Genomic DNA, 6381 nt, shown 5'->3' with positions numbered 1-6381 from the left:
GTTGCCACCGGCAGATTTTGAGTCTGCTGCGTCTACCGATTTCGCCACCCGGGCAAGACGTGCCGCACAGGGGCGCGGCACGCGGCAGTCGAGTCAAAAATTATGGCACAGTGCCGTCCATGGATTACCCGACGATTGAACAGGCGGTGGGAAGCACGCCGCTGGTGCGCCTGCAGCGCGTGGGCGCGGCCGAGCACGGGGCGCGCGGCACGGTGGTGCTGGCCAAGCTGGAGGGCAACAACCCGGCGGGCTCGGTCAAGGACCGGCCGGCGCTGTGGATGATCCAGGGCGCCGAGCAGCGCGGCGAGATCCGGCCCGGCGACACCCTGATCGAGGCCACCAGCGGCAATACCGGCATTGCGCTGGCGATGGCCGCGGCCGTCAAGGGCTATCGCATGGTGCTGGTGATGCCCGAGGACCTGTCGGTCGAGCGCGCCCAGACCATGAAGGCGTTTGGCGCCGAGCTGATCCTGACGCCGCGCTCGGGCGGCATGGAGTATGCGCGCGACCTGGCGGCCAGGATGGTGACGCAGGGCAAGGGCGTGTTGCTCGACCAGTTCGCCAACGCCGACAACTCGCGGAGCCACTACGAGACCACCGGCCCCGAACTGTGGGCCCAGACCGAGGGGCGCATCACGCACTTCGTCTCGGCCATGGGGACCACCGGCACCATCACCGGCGTGTCCCGTTTCCTGAAGGAGCGGAACCCGCAGGTGCGGGTGATCGGTGCGCAGCCGGCCGAAGGCGCGCGCATCCCCGGCATTCGCAAATGGCCCGAGGCCTACCAGCCGAAGATCTACGATGCCTCGGCGATCGACGAGCTGATGCCGGTGGCACAGGACGAGGCCGAGGAGATGGCACGGCGCCTGGCGCGCGAGGAGGGCATCTTCGGCGGCATCTCCTCGGGTGGCGCGGCCTGGGTGGCGCAGCAGGTGGCCGCGCGCGAGCGCGACGCGACCATCGTGTTCGTGGTCTGCGATCGCGGCGACCGCTACCTGTCGACCGGCGTGTTCCCCGCTTGAGATGACCACCCCATGCCGCTTCGCCGGGTCCGTGGCCGGGGCGCCCCCGGCCACGGGCGATCTGACCGGCCGGCCCAGCAGTCCTTCGGATTCTGCGTTTCGTGCGCCACGGGTGATGCGGCGCATCCTGCATGACCGATCCCGGGAACAGCGGTCCATCGTGCCCGTGCATCGGGCGTTGACTGCCACAAGAGCAATGGTTCCATGTCCAGCTTCCGATACTGCCCCTGCTGCGCCACGCCGCTGGCGATGATCGTGCAGGAGGAGGACAGCGGCCCGAAGGAGCGGCTGCGCTGCCCGACCTGCGACTACACGCACTGGAACAATCCGACGCCGGTGCTGGCGGCGATCGTCGAGTATCACGGCCAGGTGCTGCTGGCGCGCAATGCGGCCTGGCCGGGCAAGATGTTTGCTCTCATCACCGGCTTCATGGAGGCCGGCGAGACGCCCGAGGCCGGCATCGCGCGCGAGATCAAGGAGGAAACCGACCTCGACACGCACGCCCTCGACCTCGTCGGGGTGTATGACTTCCAGCGCATGAACCAGGTCATCATCGCCTATCACGCGGTGTGCGAGGGCGAGGTGCGCCTGTCGCCGGAGCTGGTGGACTGGCGCCTGTACGATTTGCCGGATCTCAGGTGCTGGCCGGCGGGCACTGGTCACGCGCTGGCCGACTGGTTGCGTTCGCGTGGGCATCAACCCGTGTACTTCACGGCTGAAGAGAACGCCGAGCGACGCCGTGGGCTGGATTGACCGAGAATGAATTCATGGAAATCGCGAAAGAAGTCGATGCGCGGGGCCTGAACTGCCCGCTGCCGATCCTCAAGGCCAAGAAGGCGCTGGCCAGCATGGCCAGTGGCGAGTTGCTGCGCGTGGTGTGCACCGACCCCGGTTCGGTGCGGGACTTCGAGGCCTTCGCGCGCCAGACGGGTAACGAGCTGGTCGAGCAGCAGACCGTGGGCGAGGAGCTGGTGCACGTGCTGCGACGCCGCTGAGGACGGCCGCGTTGCCTCGACTCAGAGCGTGAGCGTGCGCAGCCAGGCGCGAAACGGGGCACCCATCTGCGGATGCTGCAGCGCGAGTTCGACCGTCGCTTGCAGGAAGCCTTCCTTGCTGCCGCAGTCGTAGCGCGTGCCATCGTACTGGTAGGCATAGACGCGCTCGCGCTCCATCAGGGCGGCGATCCCATCCGTGAGCTGGATCTCGCCGCCGGCGCCGGGCGTCTGCTCGCGCAGCAGGTCGAAGATGCGCGGCGTCAGGATGTAGCGGCCCGCCACGCCCATGCGCGAGGGCGCCTGGCCCGGCTCCGGTTTCTCCACGATGCGGTCGATGTTGATGAGGCGCTCGCCGGCTGGCGAGCCGGCGACGATGCCGTAGCGGCGCACCTGGTCTTCCGGCACCTCCTGCACCGCCAGCACCGAGCGCCCGAGCGACTCGAAGGCCTGCGCCATCTGGCTCAGCACGCCCGGCCCGCCGGCATGGCCGACCATCAGGTCGTCGGCCAGCAGCACCGCGAACGGTTGGTCGCCGACGATGTGCGCGGCGCACAGCACCGCGTGGCCCAGGCCGAGCGAGCGCGGCTGGCGCACGTAGGAGCAGTGCATGTCCTCGGGCGCGACGGCACGCACGATCTCCAGCAGGGCGCCCTTGCCGGCTGCCTCAAGCTCGCTTTCCAGCTCGTAGGCGGTGTCGAAGTGATCCTCGATGGCGCGCTTGCTGCGACCGGTGACGAACACCATGTGGCGCACGCCGGCGGCGTAGGCTTCCTCCACGGCATACTGGATCAGCGGCTTGTCGACGATCGGCAGCATCTCCTTCGGGCTGGCCTTGGTGGCCGGCAGGAAGCGGGTGCCGAGGCCCGCCACGGGAAACACGGCGGTCTGGATCGGATGGGTGGTGTGCATCGGGTCGGCAATGTTACATTGACACGGGTTGCCTTCGCAGGAGCGCTGCCTGATAAGCAAAACGGGGAAGATCGTGGAAATCCTGCTGCTTGAAGACTTGGCCGCGGACGCGCGGGAATGGCTGGCGGCGCGTTATCGGGTGGATTATCGGCCCGAGCTGCTGCGGGACCTGCCCGCGCTGCAGCGCGAACTGCACAGGGCCGATGCCCTGGTGGCGCCGGTGCGACTGCGCGTGAACAGCCAGTTGCTCGACCACGCACCGCGCCTGGTGGTGCTGGGCCGCTTGCACGAGGGCGGCGAGAACATCGATTTCGAATCCTGCCAGCGGCGTGGCGTGCGCGTGGTGCAGGCCACCAGCGCCGCGACTCGTGCCACCGCGGAATTCCTGCTGATGGCGCTGCTGAACCTGTTCCGCCTGGGCGGGCAGCTGCGTGCCAGCTACGTGGGTGCCACGCCGCGCGCGCACGGACGCGAGATCAACGACAGCGTGGTGGGCCTGTTCGGCATGTCGCCAGTGGCGCAACTGCTGGCGCCGATGCTGGTCGCACTGGGCGCGCGCGTGGTGGGCTACGACCCGGCCGTGCACCGCAGCGCCGAGCTGTGGGAGCGCCTGGGCGTCCAGCCGCTGACCCTGGCGGAGTTGCTCGAGACCTCGGATGCGGTTTCGATGCAGACGGTCTATGCCTCGCGCTACCGCGGACTGGTGAACGACCGGGTACTGGCCTCGTGCCGGCACCGCCAGTTGTGGGCCTGCGTCAGCCGCGCCTCGCTGTTCGATCCGGCGGCCCTGGCGCGCTGCCTGCGCTCGGGGCGCATCGAGGCGTTCTGGATGGACAGCGACGATGCGGTGCTGGACGAGGCCAACAGCCCGCTGCGCGGCCTGCCGAACCTGCGCATCACGTCGGGCTGGGCCGCGCGCACCGGCGAGGCGCAGTTGCGTGGCAGCTGGTACCTGGCCGATCGGATGCACCAGGCCCTGGCCATGAGCGCCGCGCGTGGTGGCGCGATGGGCCCGGACAGCGTGCCGATGTCGCTGGGCTGAAAAGGCGCGAGCGGGTTCCCACCCGCCTTGACCGATGACATCCGCCCGCGCTGCGTTGCAGATGCGCGCCGTGGCCCCGGCCAGGGCTGCCCCTTGCCCTTGTCGGGCGCAGACTCACCAGAGGCTGGCCTTTCTCGCGCCATCCAGTGGCGCGCAGGTGCTGCCGGAGGCGCGGCGCTCGGCCTTGACCGGGCGGATCGCGACGGCCCTCCCGGTCATGCCGGATTCATCCGCAGTTTCCGAGTCACCCCAGGCGCGCGAGCTGCGCGCTGATCTTGTCCAGTGTGGCGGTGAAGTCGGCGACCCGGGCGTGCTCCTGCCCGATCACGGCGGCCGGCGCCTTGGCGACGAAGGCCGGGTTGTCGAGCTTGGCACGGGCCTTGGCCAGTTCGCCCTGCAGGCGCGCGGCTTCCTTGCCCAGGCGTGCCCGCTCCGCGGCGACGTCGATTTCCATGAACAGGGCCAGCCGTGCCGTGCCGATCACGGCCACCGGCGCGGCCTGTGCCGCCTGCGCCCAGGCCGCCTCGTCGCTGAAGACCTGCACGGTCTCCAGCTTGGCCAGGGCCTGCAGGGCGGCAGCATGGCGCGCGATGAAATCCGCATCGCCCAGGGCGTAGAGCGGCAGGCGCTGCGCCGGCGACACCCCCATCTCGCCACGCAGGTTGCGGCAGGCGTCCACCAGCGCCTTCAGGTGGGCGATCTCGGCTTCCGCCGCCTCGTCGATGTTGCCGGGCTGGGCCTGCGGATAGGGCGCGATGGCGATGGTCTCACCGTCCTTGCCGGCGATCGGCGCCACCGCCTGCCAGAGCGCTTCGGTGACGAAGGGAATGATCGGGTGCGCCAGGCGCAGAATCGCCTCAAGCACGCGCACCAGGGTGCGCCGCGTGGCGCGCTGCTCGGCCGGCGTGCCGCGCTGGATCTGCACCTTGGCGATCTCGAGATACCAGTCGCAGTACTCGTTCCAGACGAAGTCGTAGATCGTGCCCGCCACGACGTCGAGCCGGTAGTCGGCAAAGCCGCGCGCCACCGCGGCCTCGGTCTTCTGCAGCAGGCTGACGATCCAGCGGTCGGCGGCGGAGCGCTCCGCTGCGCTGTCACCCTCGAAGCCGCAGTCATGTCCTTCACAGTTCATCAGCACGAAGCGGCTGGCGTTCCACAGCTTGTTGCAGAAATTGCGGTAGCCCTCGCAGCGCTTGCTGTCGAAGTTGATGGTGCGACCCAGCGTCGCCATGGCGGCGAAGGTGAAGCGCAGGGCGTCGGCGCCGTAGCCGGGGATGCCGTCGGGGAATTCCTTGCGCGTGTTCTCGCGCACCTTGGGCGCGGTTTCGGGCTTGCGCAGGCCGGTGGTGCGCTTTTCCAGCAGCGGCTCGAGCGCGATGCCGTCGATCAGGTCGACCGGGTCGAGCACGTTGCCCTCGCTCTTGCTCATTTTCTTGCCGTGGGCGTCGAGCACCAGGCCGTGGATGTAGACGTCCCGGAACGGCACCTGGCCGGTGAAGTGCGTCGTCATCATGATCATCCGGGCGACCCAGAAGAAGATGATGTCGTGGCCCGTGACCAGCACGCTGCTGGGCAGGTAGAGCGCCAGGTCCGAGAGCTGCGCCGCCCGGTCGCCCGAAGGCGCAGCAGTCCCCTCGGGGCTGAGGGCTGCGGCTCCAGTCTCGCCTGCGCGAGACTGGACAGCCCGAAGAGGAGCCGATTCCGGCGGCTCCGCGGCCTGCAAGGCCAGCGCAGCTTGCGCAGCAGGGAGCGTGGGGGCCCCTGTTTCGGGCCATCCGAGGGTTGAAAACGGCACCAGCGCCGATGAATACCAGGTGTCGAGCACGTCGGGGTCGCGCGTCAGCGCACCGCCATAGCCCGCCTGGGCGGCCCTGGCGCGTGCCTCGTCCTCGTCACGGGCCACGAAGACCTGGCCGTCCTCGCCATACCAGGCCGGGATCTGGTGTCCCCACCAGAGCTGGCGGCTGATGCACCAGTCCTGGATGTTGTTCATCCACTGGTTGTAGGTGTTGACCCACTGCTCGGGCACGAAGCGCACCTGGCCGCTGGCCACGGCATCGATGGCCTTCTGCGCGATCGACTTGCCGCTGGGATCCTGCTCGCTCACCTTGGTCATGGCGACAAACCATTGATCGGTGAGCATGGGTTCGATCACTTGCCCGGTGCGGGCGCAGCGCGGCACCATCAGCCTGTGCTTCTTCGTCTCGACCAGCAGGCCCTGGGCCTCGAGGTCGGCGACGACGGTGCGGCGGGCCTCGAAGCGGTCCATGCCGCGGTAGCGCTCCGGCGCCTGTTCGTTGATGCTGGCGTCCAGCGCGAGCACGCCGATCATCGGCAGCCCATGGCGCTGGCCCACGGCGTAGTCGTTGGCGTCGTGCGCGGGCGTGACCTTGACCACGCCGGTGCCGAATTC

General features: G+C 69.1%; 6 protein-coding genes. 4 read left to right on the top strand and 2 right to left on the bottom strand.

Annotated elements, in window-relative coordinates; genetic code table 11:
• Positions 1 to 119: 119 nt before the first annotated feature.
• The 3 genes from cysM (at position 120) to PKA16_RS15480 (ending at position 2017) form a co-directional block, all read left to right on the top strand.
• A complete protein-coding gene (gene cysM / locus PKA16_RS15490; protein WP_324404535.1) occupies positions 120 to 1022 on the top strand; it encodes a cysteine synthase CysM in 903 nt (300 codons plus the stop codon).
• Between the two features lie 204 nt (positions 1023 to 1226).
• Complete coding sequence (locus tag PKA16_RS15485; RefSeq protein WP_324404533.1) at positions 1227 to 1775, top strand: NUDIX domain-containing protein; 549 nt, start codon at positions 1227 to 1229, stop codon at positions 1773 to 1775.
• A 14-nt stretch (positions 1776 to 1789) separates the two neighbouring features.
• Positions 1790 to 2017, top strand: a complete 228-nt coding sequence (locus PKA16_RS15480; protein WP_324404531.1) for a sulfurtransferase TusA family protein — start codon at positions 1790 to 1792, stop codon at positions 2015 to 2017.
• A 21-nt stretch (positions 2018 to 2038) separates the two neighbouring features.
• On the opposite strand, the gene galU is transcribed toward PKA16_RS15480, so the two are convergent.
• A complete protein-coding gene (galU, locus tag PKA16_RS15475) occupies positions 2039 to 2926 on the bottom strand; it encodes a UTP--glucose-1-phosphate uridylyltransferase GalU (protein ID WP_324404529.1) in 888 nt (295 codons plus the stop codon).
• A 73-nt stretch (positions 2927 to 2999) separates the two neighbouring features.
• Here galU and PKA16_RS15470 point away from each other — a divergent pair, with 73 nt between their 5' ends.
• Complete coding sequence (locus PKA16_RS15470) at positions 3000 to 3968, top strand: NAD(P)-dependent oxidoreductase (RefSeq protein WP_324404527.1); 969 nt, start codon at positions 3000 to 3002, stop codon at positions 3966 to 3968.
• Between the two features lie 244 nt (positions 3969 to 4212).
• Here the strand turns inward: PKA16_RS15470 and PKA16_RS15465 are convergent.
• Positions 4213 to 6381: class I tRNA ligase family protein (locus tag PKA16_RS15465; RefSeq protein WP_324404525.1), on the bottom strand; the 2169-nt coding region annotated here is incomplete at its 5' end.

It is taken from the genome of Ottowia sp. (genome assembly GCF_035325765.1).
Taxonomy (GTDB): Bacteria; Pseudomonadota; Gammaproteobacteria; order Burkholderiales; family Burkholderiaceae_C; genus Ottowia.
Note: the sequence above shows the minus strand (reverse complement) of the source record. Positions and strands in the feature narration are given on the sequence as shown.

What these genes read in the sequence shown, in the direction of transcription:
- cysM (WP_324404535.1), top strand. Translation starts at nt 120, where the DNA reads ATGGATTACCCGACGATTGAACAGGCGGTGGGAAGCACGCCGCTGGTG.
- PKA16_RS15485 (WP_324404533.1), top strand. Translation starts at nt 1,227, where the DNA reads ATGTCCAGCTTCCGATACTGCCCCTGCTGCGCCACGCCGCTGGCGATG.
- PKA16_RS15480 (WP_324404531.1), top strand. Translation starts at nt 1,790, where the DNA reads ATGGAAATCGCGAAAGAAGTCGATGCGCGGGGCCTGAACTGCCCGCTG.
- galU (WP_324404529.1), bottom strand. Translation starts at nt 2,926, where the DNA reads ATGCACACCACCCATCCGATCCAGACCGCCGTGTTTCCCGTGGCGGGC.